This window comes from Telmatobacter bradus (assembly GCF_048629425.1).
Lineage (GTDB): Bacteria > Acidobacteriota > Terriglobia > Terriglobales > Acidobacteriaceae > Telmatobacter > Telmatobacter bradus.
The window spans coordinates 2,128,150-2,151,159 of sequence record NZ_CP184532.1 but is presented as its reverse complement, the minus strand read 5'-3'; the positions used below and the strand labels follow the sequence as shown (position 1 = coordinate 2,151,159).

12 protein-coding genes are annotated in these 23,010 nt (G+C 59.9%); 3 read left to right on the top strand and 9 right to left on the bottom strand.

Annotated elements, in window-relative coordinates; translation table 11 throughout:
- Positions 1-136: 136 nt before the first annotated feature.
- The 4 genes from ACOBR2_RS09070 to ACOBR2_RS09055 form a co-directional block, all read right to left on the bottom strand.
- A complete protein-coding gene (locus tag ACOBR2_RS09070; protein ID WP_420239694.1) occupies positions 137-6,295 on the bottom strand; it encodes a cellulose synthase subunit BcsC-related outer membrane protein in 6,159 nt (2,052 codons plus the stop codon).
- Between the two features lie 11 nt (positions 6,296-6,306).
- Positions 6,307-7,473 (bottom strand): cellulose synthase complex periplasmic endoglucanase BcsZ, encoded by a 1,167-nt coding sequence (gene bcsZ / locus ACOBR2_RS09065; protein WP_420239693.1) that lies wholly within the window; start codon positions 7,471-7,473, stop codon positions 6,307-6,309.
- Positions 7,474-7,617: 144 nt separating this feature from the next.
- Positions 7,618-12,036 carry a UDP-forming cellulose synthase catalytic subunit gene (bcsA, locus tag ACOBR2_RS09060; RefSeq protein ID WP_420239692.1) on the bottom strand — a complete coding sequence of 1,473 codons (4,419 nt, stop codon included), beginning with the start codon at positions 12,034-12,036 and terminating at the stop codon, positions 7,618-7,620.
- Complete coding sequence (locus ACOBR2_RS09055; RefSeq protein ID WP_420239691.1) at positions 12,033-13,481, bottom strand: cellulose synthase operon protein YhjQ/BcsQ; 1,449 nt, start codon at positions 13,479-13,481, stop codon at positions 12,033-12,035. Before ACOBR2_RS09055 ends, bcsA begins: the two co-directional genes overlap by 4 nt.
- Positions 13,482-14,014: 533 nt before the next feature.
- Between ACOBR2_RS09055 and murQ the strand changes: the two genes are divergently transcribed.
- Positions 14,015-14,947, top strand: a complete 933-nt coding sequence (gene murQ, locus ACOBR2_RS09050; RefSeq protein ID WP_420239690.1) for an N-acetylmuramic acid 6-phosphate etherase — start codon at positions 14,015-14,017, stop codon at positions 14,945-14,947.
- Between the two features lie 493 nt (positions 14,948-15,440).
- Here murQ and ACOBR2_RS09045 read toward each other — a convergent pair whose 3' ends face one another.
- Positions 15,441-15,962, bottom strand: a complete 522-nt coding sequence (locus tag ACOBR2_RS09045) for a hypothetical protein (RefSeq protein WP_420239689.1) — start codon at positions 15,960-15,962, stop codon at positions 15,441-15,443.
- A gap of 312 nt (positions 15,963-16,274) precedes the next feature.
- Between ACOBR2_RS09045 and ACOBR2_RS09040 the strand changes: the two genes are divergently transcribed.
- Positions 16,275-17,198 carry a proline dehydrogenase family protein gene (locus ACOBR2_RS09040; RefSeq protein ID WP_420239688.1) on the top strand — a complete coding sequence of 308 codons (924 nt, stop codon included), beginning with the start codon at positions 16,275-16,277 and terminating at the stop codon, positions 17,196-17,198.
- Between the two features lie 657 nt (positions 17,199-17,855).
- Here ACOBR2_RS09040 and hemH read toward each other — a convergent pair.
- Positions 17,856-18,821, bottom strand: a complete 966-nt coding sequence (hemH, locus tag ACOBR2_RS09035) for a ferrochelatase (RefSeq protein ID WP_420239687.1) — start codon at positions 18,819-18,821, stop codon at positions 17,856-17,858.
- Positions 18,814-19,914 (bottom strand): uroporphyrinogen decarboxylase, encoded by a 1,101-nt coding sequence (gene hemE, locus ACOBR2_RS09030; RefSeq protein ID WP_420240000.1) that lies wholly within the window; start codon positions 19,912-19,914, stop codon positions 18,814-18,816. The genes hemH and hemE overlap by 8 nt, the downstream gene beginning before the upstream one ends.
- 211 nt (positions 19,915-20,125) lie before the next feature.
- Here hemE and ACOBR2_RS09025 point away from each other — a divergent pair, with 211 nt between their 5' ends.
- Complete coding sequence (locus ACOBR2_RS09025) at positions 20,126-20,686, top strand: YbhB/YbcL family Raf kinase inhibitor-like protein (protein WP_420239686.1); 561 nt, start codon at positions 20,126-20,128, stop codon at positions 20,684-20,686.
- Between the two features lie 325 nt (positions 20,687-21,011).
- On the opposite strand, the gene ACOBR2_RS09020 is transcribed toward ACOBR2_RS09025, so the two are convergent.
- Complete coding sequence (locus ACOBR2_RS09020; RefSeq protein ID WP_420239685.1) at positions 21,012-22,043, bottom strand: ABC transporter permease; 1,032 nt, start codon at positions 22,041-22,043, stop codon at positions 21,012-21,014.
- A complete protein-coding gene (locus ACOBR2_RS09015) occupies positions 22,036-23,004 on the bottom strand; it encodes an ABC transporter ATP-binding protein (protein ID WP_420239684.1) in 969 nt (322 codons plus the stop codon). The genes ACOBR2_RS09020 and ACOBR2_RS09015 overlap by 8 nt, the downstream gene beginning before the upstream one ends.
- Positions 23,005-23,010: the final 6 nt, after the last annotated feature.

Below are 23,010 nucleotides of genomic sequence, written 5' to 3'. Positions count from 1 at the left end.
AACCTTGCACGATTTTCCTGGGGCTATTTTTCCTGATTTTGCTCTAAGACTTTTCGGAGAATAAAAAGTAATCAGCCTGCCAGCTGCAAGGACTTCACGTTGCGGCCAACAGGCTGAATTGTTTGATTAGACCGCTCTATGGCACCGCGAACGGACGTATTCCTTCCGAGGGGAAGAGCCCGGTTGGCCCAGTCGCCGTAGAAGGCTGCTCGCGGAAAAGATAGCGCACATAGAAGCCCACCTGGACGGAGGAATAATTACGCGTGTTGTTGGCCCCAAAGTAGCCACCCGCGAACCAGTGCGGGCTGATCTGATAGGCCGCCTGGGAGTGCAGATCGTAGTTGGGTCCCACGCTGGTCTTGTCCGGCAGCAGCGGATTATCCTCGCTGGTTTCGAGCGATGCGTCATCCTCCAACGGCCACAGCTTGGTCTGATCCTCCTGGAAGGCCTGCACGCCCAGTCCACCGGCAATGTTGTAGTGCCAGTGGGTCAGGTAGTGGCCAGTCCAGGTAAATGGAATGTTCGCCAGAAAGTACCCCTGCGGGCTGAAGTAACCGCCCATGCCGTGGGTAAAGGCATCCTGGTTGTTAGCGTAGTGCATGGCAAAGAAGTTCGCGCCAATATTCAGGCCGCCGTACTCGGGCACCGTGAGCACACGCCAGTAAGCGCCGCCCGAACCATCGATGCGGGAGTTGTCTTCCACCTTGTAGCCAGCCAGATACTCGCCGCCGACGCCAAAGTAGTAGCCGGACTGCTCGTCGCCGCGCGCGTACTGCAGATTGCCCTGGTTAGCCATGACGCCGCCCCAGATCTGCCCCAGCACGCCCAGCGAATTCCCTGCCGGATCGCGCAAGCCCGCGTAGGCAAGTTGCGAATCCTTGACCGAATCGCGATTGAAGCTGAAGGTGAAGGGACCATTGCCCGGCTTCCAGAGCATGCGGGCCGTCACGGTCTGAATCAGAAATCCGTACGGCGTTGTGCCTGCCGCAATAGCCAGATGCGGAAAGGCCAACTGCACCTCACCGCCCAGTCCCACGGAGTTCTGCTGCGCGGGGATGGTGGTATCGGTGCCGGTCAAGGTTCCAATCGGCGCGGCAATCACGGTCTGCTTGGTTCCATCCGTGGTGGACTCCAGCACACTCAACTGCGCCGTGCCGTCGGCCTGACCGGAGTCGAGGAAGACGGGCTTGGCGATAATGCTCAGACGCACGTTGTAATTGCCGCAAATGGACGCCTCAAAGGGAGCTTCGAGGGCCGCCAGATGATCGTAACCAAGCGTGCCGCTGCGGTAATTCAGCATGCCGGTTCCTCCCAGCCAGGAGCTGTAGCCGCTTTCGATGGACTGCAACTGCAGCTCAGCGTCTTCGCGGGGGCTCACCGGATGGGCGTTGCGTTGAACGCGAACCCAGGGGCCACGCAACGGCGGCAAGCTACGCTGCTCCAGTTCCTCATCCGTCAGACCTGCGCCCGTGGAAGGCACGGGAGCCTGCGGCAGATCGGCCTGCTGGTAACTTTCCACCGGCGGCTGCGGCGAGGCAGGCAATGCGGCTTCGCGCGCAGGCTGGCTTGTGGCTTCGTCCTGGAACTGCGCGGGCCGGGGCTTTCTGTTGCTGTGGTGCGTAGCCGTCTGCCTTGGTGCGGAAGCGGTGGGCACAGGCTTGGAGGCTGGTATGGCGGGCTGCTGCTGCACCGCCGGAACCACGGTCTGCGACGTACTGGCCGCACCCTGGCGGGGAGCTGAAAATGCTCCCGTCGCGGCTTCCTGCGCGGAAGGCGTGTACTGCACCGACTCATAGTGGCGGGGCTGCGCCGCATGACCGGAAGACACAACCACAGGGGCCTTGACGGGCGCTGCATGCAGCACCGTGGCCGAACCCTGGGTCAGCTGGCTGTCGGTCTGGTTGGCAAACAGGGTCAGCACCTCGGCCGGCAGTTCGCCCATCGGCTGCGAGGTAATGCGCAGGCCGCTGGCCGAAGCAGAAGCGGCCAAACGCGGCGTCCTGACTGGAGCCTTGGTGTTTTTGCTGCTCTTCTGGCCGTTTGTCACCTGCGCCACCGGCAGGAAGATTGCCTGCTCACGGCTGGCCTGCTCAATCAGCTGGAAGCCGGATTGCGCTCCAGATGGATTGGCAATCGGGCGGATAAAATTCTGGCCGCCTGCAGGCGCTTCCAGGCGGCTGGCCGTTCCGGGCTTATAGGCAGGCAGAGGCAGAGCAACCGATGGTGGATCGCTGCGCGGATCGAGCAGTCTTCTGGTGTCGCCCGTAGACGGCGTCCTGTAGCCCTCGGCAGGAAGCGGCAGGTAAGCATCGAGGCTCTTGACCGAGGAGCCCGGAGGCATGGCAGCCAGGGCTGCACGCCAGTAGCCGGTGGCCCGCTCGTTATTGCCGCGCTTCTGCTCAAACTGCGCGGCAGTGCCCAGAATCTGCGGATCAGAGGGGTAAAGCGAGAGAGCCTGCCGCAGCCACGCCTCGGCCTGCGCCATGTCGGCAGCGGCCAGAGCAGCGGCAACCGCTCCCTGATAATCGCCCGCCGTGGCATTGTCCATGGGGATGGACTTATAGAGAGTGACGGCGTCCTGCGCACGGCCCAGGCGCACATACGCACCGGCCACTGCACGGCGGACCGTCAGATTGTTAGGAAAATCCTGCGAAGCGGCCAGCAGAATCTGCACTCCGCGCAGCACATTGCCCGCCTTCATGGCGGCGCTGGCACGGCGCACAGCCCAATCCGCCCAGAGCGTCTGCACGTCCTGCCGCTGCGCTGCGGTCAGATCAGACCGCCCATCCAGTCGGCCCAGCACCGCATAGAGCGCCGGATCATCCTGCAGGTTATAGAGCAACCAGGCATGCTGCACCTCCAGCCCGGCAGGGGCGGCGGCCGAGCGATGCAACAGGTAGAACTCCTCCACCCGGTTCAAAGAACTCATGGCGTGGGGCACATCGCCCACCGCGCTGTACAGGCTGGCAATGCCCTGCACAAACTCAACGTCGGCCTCTAACTGGCTGCGCACATCGGCCGGAATCCGGTCCAGTTCCGCCAGAGCCTCGTCGTTGTGATGGGCCGCGCTTAGCGAGAAGATCAGGCCCTTCCACGTATCGCTGGCCAGCGAATGCGGCGGATTAAGCAGGATCGGCGTTGCCTCCTGCGCCTGCGCAGTGGCTACCCGCACCATGTTCGCGGAAATGCCACTGGTGTAGTGGACTGCCGGACGCACGGTGTACAGCAGAGCGTCTTCTTGCCCGGTCGCACTCTGCTGATGCAGAAGATCGGAACTCTCGGGCTGGGCGGCGGGAATTTCGGTAATTACGGGCCGCGCGTCCTGAAGCGCACCCTGAGGCGCATTCTGCGGCGTGAGCGCAGGCAGCGGCTCCGTGCTACTCGTGCTGCGCGGCGGAGCCAGCACCACCGGGGCCGAACCGTCGTAGGGATCAGGACCGTAGGCGGGCAGCGCCGGAATCTTTGCCGTCTTGGGGAATGGTTCCGCACTCGGATCAAGCAGCCGCTGCAGATCAGCCGCCGTCATTACCTTGCGGGCACGCTCGTCCTGCTCGGGATAAACCAGCGTATGCGCCAGACGGTCCATGGGCGAGGCCGACGGCATGGCCGCCAGCGAGGCGCGATAGTAGTCGGCTGCGCGCTGATTATCGCCGCGCGCCTGCTCATAACGAGCTGCCAGACCCAGAATCGCCGGATCGTGCGGGTAGCGTTCGAGAGCCTGCCGCAGCCAGAGCTCGGCCTGGGCCTTGTCGTTGGCCGTCAGCGCCGCGCCTACCGCTCCCTGAAAGTCGCCCGAAGTCGCATCCTGCATGGGCACAGTTTTAAAGATGGCCAGTGCTTCCTTGGTGCGGCCCACCTGCGAGTAGCCACCAGCCACGGCCTTGCGTACCGTCAGATTGTTGGGGAAAGCCTGATAGGCCGCATCCAGAATATCTACCGCGCGCCGCGGATTGCCATTTTCAATGGCCACCTGCGCCCGCTTTACGCTCCAGCTGGCCCAGATGTTCTGCACCGACTCGCGCTGCGCCGCCGTCATGTCCTTGCGCCCGCCTAGCTTCATCAGCGTGTTGTAGAGCGCACGGTCATTGCCAATGTTGAACAGCAGCCACGCATGCTGAATCTCGATTGCCGCCGGCGGCGTTGTCCTCGTCTTGCTGTAGAACTGCTCCACGCGCGTCATGTACGCAACGGCGTTTTGCGTGTCGCCGGTGGCCGCATACAGACTGGCCTCCAACTGCACAAATTCGTTGTCGGCCTCCAGCGTTTTACGCACCGGGGCGGGAATCTGCGCAACCTCCTGCAGGGCTTCGGAGTTGCGGTTGGTCGATTGAAGGGTGGTGATCAAGCCCTTCCATGCCTCGGCCCGGTCAGGGTCTTCGGCAAGCACCTGACGATAGATTCCATAGGCCTGCTGGGTGTTGTTGCGCAGCATGTAAATGGCCGCCAGCTGCAGGCGAAGCTGCACGCTCGGCTTGCCACCCGCCGCGATCTGCTGCCGGGCGGAGCGCTCCAGAAGTCCCTGCGCCACTTCGTACTGATTGGCCTGCTGATAGATTGAACCCAACATCGAGAGAAAACCGGGGTCGGCCAGCGATGCCTCATAGACCAGCGCCGGCATCTTCTCCACATCGGCAATGGCCAGCCCGTCCTGCCCCATCTGATGATGCGCGCTCACCAAGCCCATCCACGCCGAGCGATTGCCAGGCTGCCCATCGAGCACCTGTGCATACAGCTCCGCGGCCTGATTCTCATGGTGCGCCGCCAGCAGGAGTCCGGCGTACTGCAGCTTGGTGTCGTCACGCAGCGTAGAGCCGTTGTTCGGGAAAGGCAGATTGAGGGCAATGGCCAGCACACGCTGCGCCTCAGCCGTTTTGCCTTCGCTTTGATCGATGGCTGCCAGCGTTCGCAGGTAGTCAGGATCTCGGCTGAGAGCCGTCTTCACACTCGCAGGGAAACGCGCCTGCGTCGCCATGGCCTTCTGGTTTTCGTTATTGCGGGCGTAGGCCAAAAAGAGCCCGCGCCAGCCGTCCAGATTGCCCGGCTGAATCTTCACCAACTGCTCATAGACGCCTGCCGCGGCGGGGTACTGCTCCTGCCGGACCAGCAGACCGGCCAATCCGTTGAGCGCCTCGGGGCTGCGCGGATTCATGGCCAACGCGGCCTTATAGCGGGCCTCGGCCACATCGTAATGGCCATCCTCGAGGGCCTGCGCGGCCTCATTCATGGTGGACCAGAAGCGCGAGGACTCCAGCGCCGACTCCACCGAGCGGTCCTTATAGCCGTTCTGCTCAGCCTGGGTCAGATAACTGATGGCGCCGCTGAAGTTCTTCTCCTGCATGCGCAAAAAGCCCATTCCAGCCGCCGCGCGGCCGTTCTTGGGATCTTCTTCCAGCAGGGCCAGAAAGCGCTTCTGCGCCTCGTCGTTGTGGTGCGCGTTCAAGGCGGCAAAGGCAACATGCTCGGCGGGCGTGCGGGCGATGCCGGAGTTCATCTGCGCCAGCTTGTTCTCATCTTCCTTCAAATGACTGGAAATTTCAGCGTCTTGCGGATGATCCTTCAGGTAATTACGCAGCTCTCCGGTGACGGCCGGGTTCGACGCATCCCAGAGCAGGGCCTGACGCAACGCGGCCTGCGCATTCGGTTCCTTGGCGTGCGCCTCCAGCATGCGAATGCCCTCGACGCGGGTCCTCGGATCATAGGTGAGCATGGTGCCCAACTCAACAAAGCAGCGCCCATCGCCAGGATTGCGCGCGGCCAGTGCCCGCATACCGGCAATCGCCTCGGTCTTGCCGTTAGCCGTACCGTAGAGCGTCTGATAGTAGGCCAGCGCAATATCGCCGTCGGGGGGATGATCACCATAAAGCTGGCGATAGATGCGCATGGCATCCTCAACCTTGCCGCCACGGGCCAAATCGCCCGCCTGCCGCAACTGGTCACTCTGCGCATGAGTGCTGGTCAGCGCCTGAATCTTGGCCAGGTTCGGATCATTCGGGTTGACCTGGCGCAGCTTGCTGAGCGCATCGTTGGCCTTGTCGTTGGCTCCGGTCAGCTTCAGGTCACGGGCCAGGCCAGCCAGCGCCTCGGCATTCGACGGCTCAGAGAGCAGAATCTGCTGCCAGAGCTGGATTGCCATATCGGGGCGGCCGCGCGCGTCCAGCGCATGCGCTTTGAGGATCAGGCTGGCCCGCACGGACGTCGCACCACTCGCTGCACTGGCAGGCTTCTTTTGCGCATGCATCTGCGCCAGAACCAGCACCAGGCAGCTCACTGCGACAATGATCGATTTTTTAGCCACCCTGCCCACCCTCATCGCTTCCATCCCACTGTCAATTCGCCTCCGTCGCCAAACCGGAATCTTCCATCCAGAAAGCCGGTAGCAAAAAGCGCAAGATTCTGATCGTAATAAGACAGGTCTTTTCCGTACAGTCCCGAAGAAGCGTCCTGCTGCGCATTCATCCGGGCAATCTGCCGTACAACCAGGGGCGAAAGTCCGGGGTACGCCCGCAGGTAAGGCAGAAGTGCCGCCGAAAAGCCTACAGGTCCATCTTGCTCGAAAGGAACGCCCTGGTCACTCACCTTTTCAGGGGGGGCATCATGATTGGCAAGGTAGGCGCTCATTGCGGGAAGCGCGTTCAGCAGGTCTTCACGCACCAACTTGTTCCCTGTCATGCCCGCCCACAGATAGACCCGGATGGCGTCATAACTGCCCAGCGCAACGGGAAGCTCCTTGCTGGTGGCGCTTTTGGGCAAAGCCGCCGGGTAAAAACCATCGCCCGGAACATAGTCCACCCAATCCATGGCGTAGCCGTGGCGGGCGCTCTGGTTCAGCAGACGGGGCACATTCAGCGCAATCTTCTGCCACGGTCCACCGGGATCGACCACGGCCAGCCGTTCAAACTGAAAGACGGGCAGGTAGCTGGGGTTGAGCATCCAGGCCCGCTCATGCTGGAATCCCACCGTCGCGGGCAACAACATGGGGCCGAAGCCGGGCAGATCAGCCACTTCATTTTTGGCAATCAGTGCGGCCAGCTTGATTCCCTGCGCCTTGTAGCTTGGTTCCTTCCACAATCTGCCAGCTTCAATCAGCGTGTAAGCAATCCAAAGATCGGCGTCGGAGGCTGAATTTGTATCGAGCGTCTTCCAGCTTCCGTCCGGGCTTCGCCCCCAAAGCCAGGCGGGCAAGTGTGCCGTCAGATCGCCTGCTGAAAGATTGGCGCGGGTCCAGTTCAGCACCCGGTCAAAGCATGGACGGTCATTAGCGGCCAGAGAGAAGAAGAGCGCATAGGCCTCGCCCTCGGAGGTCGTGTGCTGGTCGCCGTTGGGGTCAAAGACCCGGCCCTGCGCATCGACAAAACGCGCCTGATAGGACTGCCACAGCTTCCACTGACTTTCCTTGCAGCCACCCGAGACGCACAGCATGAACAGCAATCCTCCCAGCATCCAACGCTGCACACCACGGCCGCGTAATCTCATCCGCATTCTCCCCTGGACTGCATCCACTCCCCGTACTGCCTGAGTGCCCACCCCGCCACGAACTTGTTTGTGTGGCCAGGGTGGGAAATCGAGTCAACATTTAATTTACCGAATCAACCGCATTCAGGCCCAAGCCTGAGACGGTTAATCAATCAGCTTCAGGCGCCTGCGGGCCTTGGCACGCAGCCAGAGGCGGATCCAGACAGCCAGCAGGAAGGCCAGCGACATCATCAGCACCGCAGCCAGCCATGGAACCTCGGTAAACCACAGGGTCAGGCGGGTCCACAACGGTAACACGCCCACATGATAAACATCCGAGCCAATGCGGAAGGACTGGAACTGGCTGCCATGCAGCACCGCCACCGATCCCTGAATCTCACTGGACTGTTGCACCTTCATGAAGCTGTCCATGAAGGCCGGGAAGGTGCTTGCATCGCGCAGATGAATCGCCACCACGCTGCGCGGATCGTTCGGATCAAACGGCGAGCGAATACCCTCAATGATTGCATCCGGCGTTCCCGCCGCGCTCAGCATACCCGACTCGCCATGCTCCTGGGCGCTCATCTTCCACCACTGATTGCCATGGAGCGGCGCAAAGAAGCCCTGCGTATCGCGCACCTGCACCTCACCGCTGTGCAGGGCCACCGGCAGCTTGTCGGCAAGTTTGTCAAAACCCGGCTGGTCGTCGCCTGCGCCAATCACCAGAAAGTCCTGATGCGCGCCAGAGTGCAGCGCCTCGGCTCCAGCTACGGTTACGCGCAGCGCCGGAAAACCGGTCTGACGGCTGAAGTGGCCCATCAGCGTAACGAAGGTTTCAATCTCCTGCTCGCTTGGCGAAGGTGGCAGAACCACCGTCGTCTCGCTCATGTCCGCCATCCGCGTAAACGGGAAGCCGGCGTTGGCAAAGGTCTCCAGATTCGGCAGCGGCGCATAGTGCGGATAGCCGGTCAGGTCAAGATGCGTATCGCGCAGAATGGCAGCCTGCATACTGATCGGCGTTGTATCCTGGCAACCGCCCTTCTTCAGCAACTGGAAGGTGAAGTCGAACGAGAGCGAATTGGAAAAAGGCCGCAGATTGACCACCGGGACCGGCACATCCACCTGCATGACCTTGGACGCTTCCTGCCCCGGCACCAGAGGAACCGAACCGAGAAAGGCGTTGTTGATCCTGATCTGCATACTGGAGATCGGACCGATGGGAATCGAGTTATAGCGATAGACCAGATGCAACTTGGCATTGGGCCGCTCGGAGTAGAAAATATCGGGCGGAATGCGGAAGTAAACGCTCAGCGGAACCGAGCCATCGCTCTGCAACTGATCGGCCTGCGCGTAATCCCACAGCGGAATCGTCTGGTCGGTACGTGCCCAGCGCGGCGCATCATCCGGCTTGCGTTTGTCGGCCAGCTTCAGGCCGTCAATCGTCACCAGAGAACCGTTGAGCATGTCACTGTGCTGCGCCACGGCCTGCGCGGCCTGCAGCGCCTGATCGCCATCGGCTCCGGCAATCACCAGCACCTTGCCGTAAGGGTCGTTGGGATTGGTGCGCATGGCCACCGTGGGCCCGTTGATCGGTGGCAGATTCAGCCCCGGCGGCAGATTTCCCGCTCCATCCGAAATCACAATCACGTTGCCCGGCGGAATAGCTCCGATGTGCACCGGAAAACGCACCGGACGGGACTCGCTGATCATGCCAAAGTAGCTGGAAACCACACCTGCGGCCTGGATCGCCTTGTACGAAGGAGTCTGCGAGAAGATGACCGGCAGGCTCAGCGGCTGAATCACGGCCGGGTCCAGGAACGGCATGGGAAGCTGCTTCAAGTCATCGGCCAAAGGCAACAGATCGCCCTGAATATCGAGGAATGTGTTGCGATGCACACGCGCCCAGAGCGTCGTATTGGCCGGGTCTTCGCAGACCATGGTGTAGTGGCCAATGAACTCGATGGTCAGCGTGTTGTCATGCACCAGCAGCTCAGAAGGAATAGTGAACTCGGCCTCGGAGTCGCGACTGTCGGAGCCGCCCACCTGCCCCGGTGTAGGCTGCACGGTGGCAAACAGCGTACCGTTCAGCATCAGCTTGATGTGGCTGAGCTGAGGCAGCAGACTGGGAGAAAACGAGTAATAAAGATGGATCTTCGCGCTGCGCACCACATGGGTTTCGGGCAGCGTGAAGTAGATGCTGTGCATGCTGTCGATGCCGTGCAGTTCAATCTGCGGCGCACCGGCGTCGCTCAGCGTAAAGCTGTCGCGGTACTGCCCGGCCGGTATGGGCGCGTTCTTGTCGGCAACGGCGGGAGCGGCAACGGCCGGCTGCGGCGGAACCACGGCGCTCACCTTCTGGGCCCGTACGGCAGGGCTTCCAACCAAAAGAGCTCCCAACAGAAGCGCCGAGCCAACCATCGACATAGAGGCCCGTTTGGTGGGCTTCTCTTTAGCCGAAAACAGGCTCTGGAAAGTTGATTTCAAACCATGCATCGAGATCATGAAGATACGCCCCAGACTGCGCAGAACATCGTCGTTTTCGCGGGACTCGTCCCAGCCTAGCCAGGAATCGGCGCGTGAATAAAGCACCATGGTCAGCACTTCCTGTTCGGGAATCGATAGATTTTCAAAGCGCACACGCAGGATCGAGCCCTCGCTGGAAACCACGGTGGCGGGCAGATTCTGCGTACCGGAAGGGGTCGGGAAGGCCAGTTCAACCAGTGTATCGGGCGGCAATTCCAGCTCATGGTCAAAGTGAATGCTGGTACCACCGCTCGACATATCAACGGTTTCGCCCTCGGCCACCTGTTTACCATCAAGCCACGCCGCCACCGGCGTCACCAGACTGATGCGCACCGTCGAGCGCAACTGGCGCATCTCCCGGGCCACCGCCGTGCACACACCCAGAATCATGATGTTAAAGCAGCACCAGACCACATTCATCACCACGGTGCCCGGACGATCGCGGTCCCAGAGGAAGAAGCGCGGAATGGCCACAGCCAGACCCACAAAGTTGAACATCAACATGACCAGGAACGGTTGCGCGATGCGCGTATCGAAGAAGGTCTTCTTCACCACGCCGCCCTTGGAGGTCACGTTGAACTTGCCCAGCTTGGGGTTGATGAGCGCCATCAGAGTAGGCAGCAGAATGTAGGGCGCCAGAACCGTCTCGTAGATCTCATTCCAAAACGAGTGACGATGCGCACCCTGAATCCGTGAGTTGGTCACGTTCGACAGCATCAAGTGGGGCATGGCGTAGGCCAGAATCGAGGCCCAGTAGCCCGGCACATTGGTGTGGTTCAGCAGCAGGAAGATCAGCGGCGCGGTCAGGAAGATCAGGCGCGGTATCGCGTACATGAAGTGGCACATGGCGTTGAAGTAGCACAGCCTCTGCGGCAGCTTCAGCCCGGGCGCGAAGAGTGGATTGTCGGTGCGCAGAATCTGGATCATGCCACGCGCCCAGCGGATGCGCTGGCCCACATGCGCCGCCAACCGCTCGGTGGCCAGTCCAGCCGCCTGCGGAATGTTGATGTAGGCCGAGTTCCAGCCGTAAATCTGCAGACGCAGTGAGGTGTGCGCATCTTCCGTCACGGTCTCGATCGCAATGCCGCCAATCTGGTCGAGTGCCGAGCGGCGCAGAACGGCGCAGGAACCGCAGAAGAACGAGGCGTTCCAGAAGTCGTTGCCATCCTGCACAATGCCGTAGAACAGCTCGCCCTCGTTGGGAATCACCTTGAACTGGCCCAGATTGCGCTCGAACGGATCGGGCGAATAAAAATGGTGCGGCGTCTGCAGCATGGCCAGCTTGCGATCCCGCAGGAACCAGCCCAGCGTCATCTGCAGAAAGCTGCGGGTGGGCACGTGGTCGCAATCGAAGATGGCCACAAACGGCGAATTCACGCTCTTGAGCGCCGTGTTGATGTTGCCCGCCTTGGCGTGAGCATTGTTGGGACGGCTCTTGTATCCAACGCCCGCCGCCTGCGCAAACTCTACAAACTCCTGGCGTCGGCCATCGTCCAGAATGTAGATATGCATTCTGTCTGCCGGCCAATCCATATTCAGCGCCCCAAAAACCGTGTAACGAACCACGTCAAGCGATTCGTTATAGGTGGGAATCAGCACGTCCACATCCGGCCACTCGTCGGTGCTCTCCGGCAGTGGAACCGGAGCGCGGCGCAACGGCCAGATGGTTTGAAAATAGCCCAGGAAAAGAATGAAAAAGGAGTAACTCTCGGCCAGAATCAGGCTGAGGATGAAGAAGGCATCGAGCGCCGTCCAGTAATTGGCCGGATCCTCGAAGAAGTGGATGCACTGCGAGATGCGCCAGAAGCCGTAGCGAAAAGTGCAGAACATCGACATCAACATCAGCGTCAACGTCACCAGATACGACTCAGAGGTGCGCGCAATCGCCAACGCCATCAAAAGTGTCAGCAGTCCTGAAACCACCTGCTGTGGCCAGGTCAGGGGAAGCACAGCCAGGAAATAGAAGACCGTTCCCGCTGCGAGCAGGAACACAAAGCGAAGCAGCTTTGTGAGGATGTTCTCGCCGGCTCCAATCTTCTGCCACAGGCCTGCTACCGTCATCGTTCACTCCAACGCGCGCCTCGCTTGCCTGAGCCTGCGGGGGCAGATTGACTTTTGAACCATCCTGCAAGATTGGCGAAGTCTTCCGCAACCATGGAATTAGGCGCGTAATCGATCACCGTCATTCCTTCCGCAAGCGCCTCGCTGATGGCGGGAGCACGACGCAGAGTGAACGGCAGCAACCGCTCGCCTAACTGCTCACGAAGCACCTCGCGCATATCCAGATGCAAAGGCAGCGAAGCATCGAACTGGTTCAACACGTAAAAAGGCTTTACGGCTGCAGCAGAGGAAGCATTGTGCTGAAAGAAGCTGTCGATGGCGCGAATGCTGACCACCGAATTCATCTCCGGCGTCAGTGGCACCAGAACCATGGGCGAAAGACGCAGCAGCTTGCGCGAAATCTCCGCCGAGGCCGTAGCCAGATCGACGATAACCCGGCTGGCATCCCGGGCCAGGCGATTGACTTCCGAGGCTAACATCTCGCCATGGTCGTTGGCCTCGGAATCGAGTGTAACCAACTGAATCGGAGCATCGGAGGACGAACCTGGAGGCAGAAAAGTGCGTAATTGTCCGGGACGCTGATCGATGGCGCCGAAATAATATGGAAGTAACCCGTAGGGTGCCGTATCCACCAGCAGAACCTGCTCGCCCGAGGAGGAAAGTGCCCGCCCCAGCGTGGCCGCCACAGCCGTTTTTCCCACCCCGCCAGCCAGTGAAAAGACCGCCAGCACAGGCGCGCGTTGCTGACCGGAAACCGACGACGCCGTCGAAGAATCCTGATGCAAAACACCCTGCAGCGCATACCAGCGCGAAGTCATGCGTTCGCGGGATTCCTGCAAGGTGCTCTCGGACGGAATTGCCCGCGCTGCGGGCTGCGGTGTTGCCGCGGACAGTCGCTCAGTAGCCAACCATGCCGGCAAAGCCTCGTCTTCCTCTTCCTGCGCCTCAACGGCCTCCAACGGAGAACTCTGCAGAGAGGGCGCGGCAGCGGCTACAGGCTGCGGATAGGCTGGTGAAAAAGCTGAGTATTTATTAACTGCCTCGGACTCTTGCGGCAAAAACTGCGGTTGCCGGACAGCCTGCTGCGCGGCACGGAACTGCTGCAAAGCCTGCTGTGCGGCCTGCTCTTCCCGGGCAATCTGCGATGCAGTCTGACGTTTGAACAGCTCGGCAGCCGCCTGTTCCTGGCGGGATTTTTCCGCGCCGTTGATCAATTCGAGGGTCTGACGCTGCTGCCTGGCCTGCTCGGCCTCCGCCCGCTGACGGATGTTCTCCTGCTCTTCCTCGGCAGCCTGTTCCAGCTGCAGACGAACCTTTTCCCGCATCGCCGCACGGCTGGCGGAAAAGTCGCGGTACTTGGCTCCATGAAGATTCGCCCAGGAATAAAGAGTCGCCACATCTTCTGGCGTCTGGTTCTGTTCTGGCAACACGTTCTGGTCGGCCATTGATTTCTCCTGACCCATCCCTCTATCCAGTTAGTAGTTCACAGCAGTATCCGGAGAGACTTCAGAGTTGGCCCCTGCCTGTTGGCGGGCCCATGGGGAATCCTAATGGCCTCGGGATGAATGAACAATAACACTTGCACGGTCAGAAAGCTAACACTTTTCTGGGATGCCGATACAGAAAGTATATTATTTTTAGTTACTTATGAGTTTCCATCTCACTATGGTCCACTTTCCTCAAGACTTATGCTGGCCAGCCGCCACGCCTGTGCTACGCTCTCCTCAACACACAGGTGCAGCACAGGCACAAAACATTCTTTCTACAGCACAATCCGCCTGCCCGGGGCGCGAACCCACGGGCTCAGTTCCCTGCCCGCAGCAAGCATCCCGGCGCTGGCAGGTAGCATCAAGCATTTCTAAAATAGGTGTAGACCGAAAGAATGCTCATAAGTACCTTTTAATCAAGAAATAGGTACCCAAAATAGCATTCAAAAGTCTCTAAGTCTTCCGCAAAAGCTCTCAAAGGTACAAACACCATGAAGCAACTGAAAACCCTGATGACCGAACGCCGCAATCCAGCCAGTGAAGCGCTGGACTCCATGAACGCTCTGGAACTGGTGACGCTGATCAACCGCGAAGACACACGCGTACCCCGCGCCATCGGCAAGGTTTTGCCCCAGATCGCCCTGGCCGTGGACAGAATTGCCCGGCAACTGGCCCGTGGCGGCCGCATGATCTACGTGGGCAGCGGAACCAGCGGCCGCATCGGGGCGCTCGATTCCTCCGAGTGCCCGCCCACCTTCGGCATCGATCCTCGCATGGTGCAATTTGTAATGGCCGGCGGCGAGGGCGCTCTGGCCCGCGCCACCGAGGCCAGCGAAGACTCCGCCTCTCTTGGACGCAAAGACCTGCTGCGCAAGCGGATCACGAAAGACGATGTGGTGATTGGCCTGGCCGCCAGCGGCCGCACTCCCTACACGATTGCCGCGCTGGACGCCGCTCGTCTGAAGGGCGCGACCACCATCGCCATCGCCTGCAACCGCAACTCCGCCCTCGGCAAGGCGGCGGAAATCACCATCGAAGTTGAGGTCGGTCCCGAGGTGCTCACCGGCAGTTCCCGCCTGAAAGCCGGCAGCGCCCAAAAGATGATCTGCAACATGCTCTCGACCGGCGCCATGGTTCGCCTCGGCCATGTGTACAGCAACCTGATGGTGAACCTGCACATGAGCAACAAAAAACTGCGGGTGCGTGGCCAGATCATCCTTGAAAACCTCACCGCAGCCACTCCCGAAGCAGCCCTGAATGCGCTGGAAAAATCCGGCTGGAACCTGCCCGTGGCACTGGTCATGCTGAAGGCTGAAGTAAGCAAGACCGAGGCCATGCGACGGCTGAAAAAATCCGGTGGCATACTCCGCGCCGCCATTGCAGGACTCTCTGTGGCAGGAGCTGGCCAAAAATGCCGCGGCTAAACTGACTGTGGAAAATCTCATTGCGGAGGGAAGCGAGGGTTTTAGAGCATTTTCGGAATTGCTGTAGACCGAAAGCAGGATGCTAAGTGCCTTTTTCCTCAAGAAAAAGGCACCTTGCAAGTCCCTTAAAAAGTCTACGTGTATTCCGAAAATGCTATAACCCTCGCAAACGTCCCGGTTCATGCGTGAGGGCTTCAGCCCTGGGGGGATCATTCAGGGCAACTTTGCATGAATTTGGCTATTTTTAATAGCCAAATTTTCGCGTGAATTGTGTGAATCATAGAAATACCCGCGCCTGAAGGCTCGTTCCTTGGCCTGCGTTCTTTCGGGGGCATAAATGCCCCCGCTCCCTCCACACCTGCTCCAAAAGAAACTTTTCCGCAGCCTGTGAAGCCGTCACCTTTCAAAACAGATTCAAGCCTTGGTTACACACCGAATCACTAGGGTCTGTTGACGTTCCTCAGGTGGATGGCCTGAGGAACGTCAACAGGCCCTAGTGCAGCCGGGACTTCAACTGCCCCGCCAGATCCGCCGCCCGACCATTGCCACGCCACAGAACCACGCCCTGCGGACTGAGCAGCAGAACTGCGGGCTGGCTCTCATCCGTTACGCCAAAAAAGGCGCGCCATGCAGCATTTTCTTCCGTTGCCAGCAGCAGATGGCTCTGCCACTCGGGCGGCGTCTGACGGCGCAATCCACCACGGATGAGCGGACGCACAAAACCCGGCGCAGCTTCCAACATCACCACCTGATAGACCTGTTCCTGACGGAAGGCCGCATCGGAGTGCAGCAGGCGCAGCCAGGCCAGACTTTCGTTGTTGGCCGCACGGCTGAAGCTGCCCACGGCAAGGGTCGGCGCACCCTGCAGAACCGCCGCCGGAACCACAACTCCTCCCGTCAGCCGCTCAAGCGGAGCAGAGGGCAGAACGGCCTGCTGCGCCAGCCCCTGAAGAAAGCAAAACAATCCGCCCAGCAACGTCAGAAACGCGGTTCGCAGAACTGTCGGAATTCGCATCGTCTCTTGCATCGTCCCTTTTACCCTACCCCAACGCACAGGCAGCAAAGATCCATCCCACTGAAAAATCTGTTCCAGCAAGTGCGTGCCCTGGATTTTTCCGAGGCCTCTTTATGTCATCCTTGCTAAGTTTTGTGCGACACTGTGCGGGTTCGCAGCATGGAGCATTTTCGGAATACCCGTAGGCTTTTTAAGGAGTTTGCAAGGTGTCTTTTCCTTGAGGAAAAAGCACTTGGTATCCAGCCTTCGGTCTACCCCCTCCCGAAAGAGCTCTGTCCACTGCCAACCGAAGATCCCTTCCCGAGGTCCGTAATGCCCGTGCTCCGCTCCGCCCTGATCGCCCTCTCTCACAACCGCCCCCTGCGCCGTCTGATGGAACAGACTCATCCGGGCCGCAAACTCAGCAGCCGTTTTGTGGCTGGCATGGAAATCACCGACGCCCTGAACGCCGCCGAGCAGGTCCAGCGGCATGGCATTGGCTCAACCCTCGATGCACTGGGGGAAAGCGTGAACACGGAGGCCGAAGCCCGTCAGGCCGCCGACAGCTATCACCAGTTGCTCGACATGGTCTCCAACCGCAAGCTGAATGCCAACGTCAGCCTGAAACTGACCCAGATGGGTCTGGGACTCTCGGTGGAACTGGCTGAGGAAATCCTTACCGGACTGGTGCAGCATGCTGCCTCCATCGGCAATTTTGTGCGGGTAGACATGGAAGAATCGGCCCTGACGCAAACCACCCTCGACATGGTGCGCCGGGTGCATGCGCGTCCCGGCCTGAAAGGCGCGGTAGGCATTGTGATTCAGGCCTATCTCTACCGCTCCGCCGCGGACATTGAGCAACTGCTGGCCGACGGCATCCGCGTCCGGCTCTGCAAGGGCGCATACAAGGAACCGGCCTCCGTCGCTTTTCCCAACAAACTCGATGTGGACGCTAATTACGTCCAGCTCAGCCATACGCTCATGGCCAGCCCCATCTATCACGGTCTGGCCACGCATGACGTCGCCATGATCGAGGCCGCCAAACACTACGCCAGTAAGCGCGGAATTAAGCCCGAGCGCTTCGAATTCCAGATGCTCTACGGCGTACGCCGCGATCTGCAGCGCCAACTGGTTCAGGATGGCTACAACGTCCGGATCTACATTCCCTTCGGCAAGGAGTGGTATCCGTACTTCATGCGCAGACTAGCCGAACGCCCGGCCAACGTACTGTTCCTGGCCAAAAACTTCTTCCGCTAGAGCGGTTCTCCAATAGGTGTAGCCCTTTCGAGACTGTGCAAGGTGGCTTTTCTTGAGGAAAAAGCCACCTTGCTGCAGGGGCTTCGGTGTACAGCAATTGGAGAACCGCTATAGAGCCAGGACTCTAGATAACCAGCTTTCAATACGTTCCTAATCCGCAACCTGCAGACTGTTGTGTGAAGTTCGGTGTGTTTCGTATCGCTTCTTCAACAGGAAATGCTGTCGGCAATTCCCGCACTCCCATGGATACAACCCGAACAGAGGAAAGATCTTCTTTTGCAGGAAGGTATGGCGTTCCGCACGATGCAAACGCTCATGATTGCACTTGGGACACACCATTCTTTTTCTGGACTCTGACCGTCGAGAACGTCTGGAGCTCATTCGTTTCTATCTCCTTTTCCAAAATCACGCCTCGGGCCCAGCATAAATACGGTTTGGCTGCAGAGCATTTTGGAATTCAAGCAGGAAAAACAAGTCTTTTTACGTATGGGTAGCGTTTCCAGTTGAACTCGTTGCCTTCCACCGTAATTGTCCAGTCAGGGGTGGACAATCGATCTCTTAAGGACTGAATTCACTAAAAACGATTTAATATCTAGAACGTTACCAAGATCCTCCGCCAAAGGGAAGATCCTGAGCAAAAAAAATCAGTTTTCATTTCTATTTCTGTTGAAAAATCCCGCTTTCATCCCCGCCTGAAAGTCTCTCCAGAGCACGGATGGCCAAGCCCGTAATTGCCCGGGCCAGCGGTTGGGAATCGTTCAGGGATTCCGGACGCTCCAGCCTCATTCCCAGCCTTTCCGCATGGCTGCGGAAGAGAATGTCCACGTCGTAAAGAATCTCGACGTGATCGCAGAGGAATCCAATCGGCTGCAAGAGCAGCGTCTTCACGCCTTCTTGCGCCAAAGCGTCGAGCGTCTCCTCTACTCTGGGTCCAATCCATGGCCCGCCGGAAGCTCCCTGGCTCTGGAAGGCAAACAACCAGCGGGAAAGTTCCGGCACACGCTCCGCCACCAGTTGCGCGGTTCTTTTGGCGTCTTCAGCATAGGCGTCTCCCGGCTGCCCATCCACAGGCGTCTGCACGGTGCGGCAGGGAACGCTGTGGGCGGTGAATAGCACCGGAACGGGGTGGCCAACTTCGGCCTGCATACGTGCCAGAACGGGCTGCAAACGCTCGGCAAAGGCCTCGGCCAGCAAGGGTTCCTGCGCCCAGCCAGCCGTAAAGTCCACCTGCAGCCCAACCGCGACGGCTTCCACGGCCCTGCGGTAGAGTCCGGTACTGGTGCGGGAGTTCTGCGGAGCAAGGCAAAGCACGGCCACCTGTTCCACGCCGTCGGCCTTCATCTGGGCAATTACATCGGCAATATAAGGCTGCCAGTTGCGCATTCCTACGTAAACAGCGACGGAATGGCCGGCGGCAGCCAGCTCCGCCTCCACCCTTTTGCCCTGTGCCAGCGTGATTTCGGTCAGCGGACTGCGGCCGATCAGGCTATAGCGGTGCTGAATCTCCTGAATAACGGCTTCCGGCAGCGGACGACCGCCGGTTACCTTGAGCAGGTATTCAGGGATCTGCTCCACCGTCTCCGGCGTGCCGTGGGCCAGAAGCAGAACAGCCTGTTTAGCCACGCTTTGCCTCCTGCTGGAACTTCGCATTGGTTTCGCGGCTGATGCGGCGCACCATCTTCACTACCTCCTGCACATGCTCGACGGGGGTTCCGGGAACAATGCCATGGCCAAGGTTGAAGATGTGGCCAGGACGACCGGCAGCCGACTCCAGCACCTCACGCACATGCTTTTCCAGCACGTCGAGCGGAGCAAAAAGGGTAATGGGGTCAAGATTGCCCTGCACCGCATGGCCGTAACCCACCCCACGCCAGCCCTCGTCGAGCGGCTGCCGCCAGTCCAGACCAACCACGTCGGCTCCGGTGGCCGCCATCTGCCCAAGCAGGGCCTGCGTCTCCACGCCAAAGTAAATCACCGGCACACCCATCTGCTGCACGGCCTCCACCAGACGCTTCGAGGCCGGATAGGCGTAGTCGCGGTAATCGGCCAGCGAAAGCGAACCAGCCCAACTGTCAAAGATCTGGATAACGTCGGCTCCGGCTTCCACCTGCTGGCGGCAGTAGGCAATCAGCACGGTAATAATCTTGTCCAGCAGCTGGTTCCAGGTGGACGGGTCGCGGTACATCATCTGCTTGGTGAAGATGTAATTCTTCGATCCGCCGCCCTCGATCATATAGCTGGCCAGCGTGTAGGGTGCGCCGCAGAAGCCGATCATGCCCAGCCTGTTGCCAAAATGCTTTGCCACCTTTTCAATGGCGCGGGCCACATAGCTCAGGTCTTCGGCGCGGTCGGTGCGCAGCGCCTGCACATCTTCCGCCGTACGCACCGGCTTGTGCACTACCGGACCTTCGCCCGCCTGAAACTCAAAGGGCAGGCCCATCGGCTCCAGCGGCAGCAGCAGATCGGCAAAGATGATGGCCGCATCCACGCCCAGCTTTTCCGCGGCGGTGATGGTCACCTCAGCGGCGATTTCCGGCTGTTTGCAGATCTCCACCAGCGTATGGTGCTTGCGGACGTCGCGGTACTCCTGCATGTAACGGCCAGCTTGGCGGAGAAACCAGACTGGAGTGCAGTCGACGGGCTGACGCAGACAGGCGCGCAAAAAGCGGCTGCCCTCGGGGGAATGGACCGCTTCAGCGGCCGGGTTCAGGATCATCGAATCCATATCACGTTGTATTGTACCGGGCGGCGGCGGAGCATGGCCTCCTGTTTTTCAGCGCCTCAAAAAACCAAAAGAAAATCAGAAAAATTCACCCGCTTCCAGAACGTTTTTGGGATCATGATGCCTGACTGTATAGGCTTGCAGAAAGCTCCTTTATTTCCCCTCTCATCCAGAGGGTCAATCTGTATCCTTTCGAGGTTTTCCCATGCAGCGTTTTTTCTTTGCCTGTCTAACCCTCACCATGTTCTCTACGCTGCAAGCGCAGCCAAACAAAACCGGCCTTCTGGAAGGCGCGCCAGAACCGACTTTGCAGGTCAGCAGCAAATCCTTTCTGCCTGGAGCACGAATTCCGCAGCGCCATACCTGCGATGGAGAGGATCTGTCGCCCCAATTGCAATGGGAGACTCCTCCCGAAGGCACACGCAGCGTAGCCGTCATCGTCACCGATCCGGACACACCCACCAAAAAGCTCTTCTATCACTGGATTCTTTACAACATTCCGGCCCGTACCCGTGGGCTACTGAAGGGTCAGGCCAAGCAGGAGATGCTGGTGGACGGCTCCCGTCAGGGGCTGAACACCGCGCGCAAGATTGGCTACATGGGCCCCTGCCCACCGCCGTCCGGCAAGCATCATTACTACTTCACCGTCTATGCGCTCGACACCATGATCACTCTGCCGCCCGGAGCAGGCATTGATCTGGTGAAGACCGCCATGCAGGGCCATGTTCTGGCCACCGGCCAGCTGATGGGGCTCTACGAACGATAAACAAACACCAGCGGCCAAAAACAAACAGAACAGCGTTTTGAAAGGGCACGGCTTTAGCCGCTGCGGAAAACCTCTCCCCAGAGTGGATTTGTCTTTGCGGAGGGAGCAAGGGCCTTCAGGCCCTTGAAGAATCGACGCATTGAATATCGCCTTTAGGCGCGGGCTTTTTCTTGCCCTGCCTACTTTGGCTGCCTGCCGGTGGAAAGACTTCCGGGGCTGAAGCCCGTGTTCTTTTTGCTGTTTTTTTTGCAGGGGTTAAAAACCCCTGCCTCCCTCCGCTACGAGTTCTTCCGCAACCTGTAAAGTCTCATTTATTTTGTTTTCCCTATCGCCAGCGGAAGATGCGCAGCGAAACGGCAAAGGCAATCAAACACCAGGCGATCAGAATTGCGATGGGAAGCAGCACTTCGCCCAATCCCGCGCCCTGCAGCATGTTGGCCCGCAGGGCGTCGATGGCTGCGGTCAGCGGCAACGCCCGCACCACGGGCTGCACAGCGGCCGGAAAGCGATCTGCCGAGAAAAATACGCCGGAAAGAATCCACATGGGCAGCATGGCAAAGTTCATCAGGCCGCTGACGGCCTCCATGGTGCGGGCCCGCGTGGCCACCAGCAGGCCCAGAGCGGAAAAGGTAAGCGACGTGAGCACGCACAGCCCGCCCAGCAGCAGCAACGAACCGCGAAAGGGCACGCCAAAAGCCAACCGCGCAAAGCCCAAGAAGAAGGCTACCTCGGCAATCAGCATGATCAGGCGCGAAAACAAGAACGAAACCAGAAACTGCCAGCGTGGCATGGGCGAGGCCACCATGCGCTTGAGCAGCTTCTTCTGCCGCGACTCCACAATGGAAAACCCGATGCCCCACATCGCCGAGCCCATCAGATTCATACCCAGAAGGCCGGGAACCACAAAATCAATGTAGCGAGCACCGGCTTCACGCACCGTCTGTTCCCGGCTGGTCAATACGTCGCGACGGCCCGCCGCCCGTTCCAGCGCCTCACCGGCTTCAATCCGCGCCAGACGCGCATCGGGATTGGTGGCGTCGTAGACGTACGCAACCTGCCCACCCTGCGCCACCGCCAGCAACACCACCTTGCCCCGCGACAGCTGCTCACGACCTTGCGTTTCGTCCAGTTGCACGGCCTTCAAGCGTCCATCGGCGTTCAGCGCAGAAACGGCCGCCGGGCTGTTCGCTCCCACCGGCAGTTTTTCAGGCGGCTGATTGCGATAGGCAAGCCCCAGTCCGGCGGCCAGCAGAACGGGAAAAACAAAGGTCCAGAAGATAGCTTCCGGCTCGCGCAAAAACAGGCGAAAGCGCGTCCGGGTCAGTTGCACAAGGCTGCTGCTTTCCCATCTATTCATCGCGCAGATTCCTCCCCGTCAGGTGTACGAACACATCTTCGAGCGTGGCCGAGTGGGTGCGGAATTCGCTCAACGGCAGACCCTCGGCTTCGAGCGTAGCCAGAATGGCCGGAGCAGCCTTATGCAGAGCGCTCACCGCCAGCCGATGCGTTCCGTCGGCAAAGCGATGCTCCCGCACGCCGTCCAACGCTTCCAACTGGCGGCTGAGCGCCTCCAGACGATCTGCCGACAGCGGCACTTTCTTGGCCAGGGAAATCTCCACAATGTCTTCGCCCCCGGCCAGCGCAATCAATTCGCGGGGCGTTCCCTCGGCAATTACTTTGCCATGGTCCATGATGGCCACGCGGTCGCTCAGGCGTTCGGCTTCGTCCATATAGTGCGTGGTCAGAATAATGGTGCGGCCCGCGCTCTTGAGAGCCTCCACCAGCTCCCACAAATGGCGGCGCGCCTGCGGGTCAAGGCCCGTCGTCGGCTCATCCAGAAAGATCAGCTCCGGATCGCCGGCCAGCGCCGTGGCCATGGCCAGCCGCTGCTTCTGCCCGCCGCTCAGGCCAACCACCCGCGCGGTGCGCTTCTCTTCCAGCTCCACGGTGTGGATCAGCTCCTCCACCGTCGGCCCCTGCCGGTAAAAACTGCGGAAGAGCCCGATGGTCTCCTCCACGGTGAGTTTGTCGGGGAACTGCGTCTCCTGCAACTGAATGCCGATCTTCTGGCGCAAGGCATGGGCATTGCGCTTCCAGTTCAGCCCCAACAACTCAACGACGCCTTCGTCCGCTTCACTCAGCCCTTCGCAGATTTCGATGGTTGTGGTTTTGCCTGCGCCATTGGGGCCAAGCAGGCCAAAGCACTCACCCCGCCGCACCTCGAGATTCAGGCCATCAACGGCCTGCACATCGCCAAAAGCCTTCCGTAACCCCACGATGCGCAACGCCAAAGGATTATTTTTCTCCTCGTCCGCCATGCAATA

What these genes read in the sequence shown, in the direction of transcription:
- ACOBR2_RS09020 (WP_420239685.1), bottom strand. Translation starts at nt 22,043, where the DNA reads ATGAATAGATGGGAAAGCAGCAGCCTTGTGCAACTGACCCGGACGCGC.
- ACOBR2_RS09015 (WP_420239684.1), bottom strand. Translation starts at nt 23,004, where the DNA reads ATGGCGGACGAGGAGAAAAATAATCCTTTGGCGTTGCGCATCGTGGGG.
- ACOBR2_RS09055 (WP_420239691.1), bottom strand. Translation starts at nt 13,481, where the DNA reads ATGGCCGACCAGAACGTGTTGCCAGAACAGAACCAGACGCCAGAAGAT.
- bcsA (WP_420239692.1), bottom strand. Translation starts at nt 12,036, where the DNA reads ATGACGGTAGCAGGCCTGTGGCAGAAGATTGGAGCCGGCGAGAACATC.
- murQ (WP_420239690.1), top strand. Translation starts at nt 14,015, where the DNA reads ATGAAGCAACTGAAAACCCTGATGACCGAACGCCGCAATCCAGCCAGT.
- ACOBR2_RS09045 (WP_420239689.1), bottom strand. Translation starts at nt 15,962, where the DNA reads ATGCGAATTCCGACAGTTCTGCGAACCGCGTTTCTGACGTTGCTGGGC.
- ACOBR2_RS09025 (WP_420239686.1), top strand. Translation starts at nt 20,126, where the DNA reads ATGCAGCGTTTTTTCTTTGCCTGTCTAACCCTCACCATGTTCTCTACG.
- bcsZ (WP_420239693.1), bottom strand. Translation starts at nt 7,473, where the DNA reads ATGAGATTACGCGGCCGTGGTGTGCAGCGTTGGATGCTGGGAGGATTG.
- hemE (WP_420240000.1), bottom strand. Translation starts at nt 19,914, where the DNA reads ATGATCCTGAACCCGGCCGCTGAAGCGGTCCATTCCCCCGAGGGCAGC.
- ACOBR2_RS09040 (WP_420239688.1), top strand. Translation starts at nt 16,275, where the DNA reads ATGCCCGTGCTCCGCTCCGCCCTGATCGCCCTCTCTCACAACCGCCCC.